This window comes from Facilibium subflavum (assembly GCF_003574485.1).
GTDB lineage: Bacteria > Pseudomonadota > Gammaproteobacteria > Francisellales > Francisellaceae > Facilibium > Facilibium subflavum.
The window spans coordinates 1-532 of sequence record NZ_QLIT01000076.1 but is presented as its reverse complement, the minus strand read 5'-3'; the positions used below and the strand labels follow the sequence as shown (position 1 = coordinate 532).

General features: G+C 34.4%; 1 protein-coding gene. It reads left to right on the top strand.

The window, feature by feature from the left end; genetic code table 11:
• Positions 1-316: 316 nt before the first annotated feature.
• Positions 317-532 (top strand): transposase (locus DNK84_RS05415; RefSeq protein ID WP_162902251.1); only part of this gene is annotated, 216 nt, incomplete at its 3' end.

The following is a 532-nucleotide window of genomic DNA, read 5'->3' as shown; positions in this document are numbered from 1 at the left end:
ACCTTTGGTTAATTGCTTCAATACGCCATCTGATTTAAATAGATTGGATAAATCAGCACCTGATTCGACAATGAGATCAAGCGCTTGATCTAATGCTTTGTTTTGTTCTTTGTTTTTCATCTTTCGTCCTTAGATTATACGTTTTAACCATTATAACCTATGAAAGAATTTACACAGTTATTTCAATACTCCCTAGGTTCTGTGAACCAAAAAAACTACAAGATGTGAAATTAAGTTGATTTAATTAAAAAATGATTTGCAAGGTTGCAATCCTTGGTTTGAAATATATTTGAGAAAAACAACAAAGGATTGCAAAATGCATTATCACATAAATGAAAATGCTTGGGAAAAGATTTATGAATTTTTAATGACGGTAAAGAGGATACACTGCAAAAATACGGAATCTTTGCGTTTATTCGTGGAAGGGGTTTACTATGTGTTACGAACGGGTTGTCAATGGCGTATGCTTCCTGAATACTACGGTCATTGGCGGGCAGTTCATAAACGTTTTATGCACTGGGCGGAAATTGGG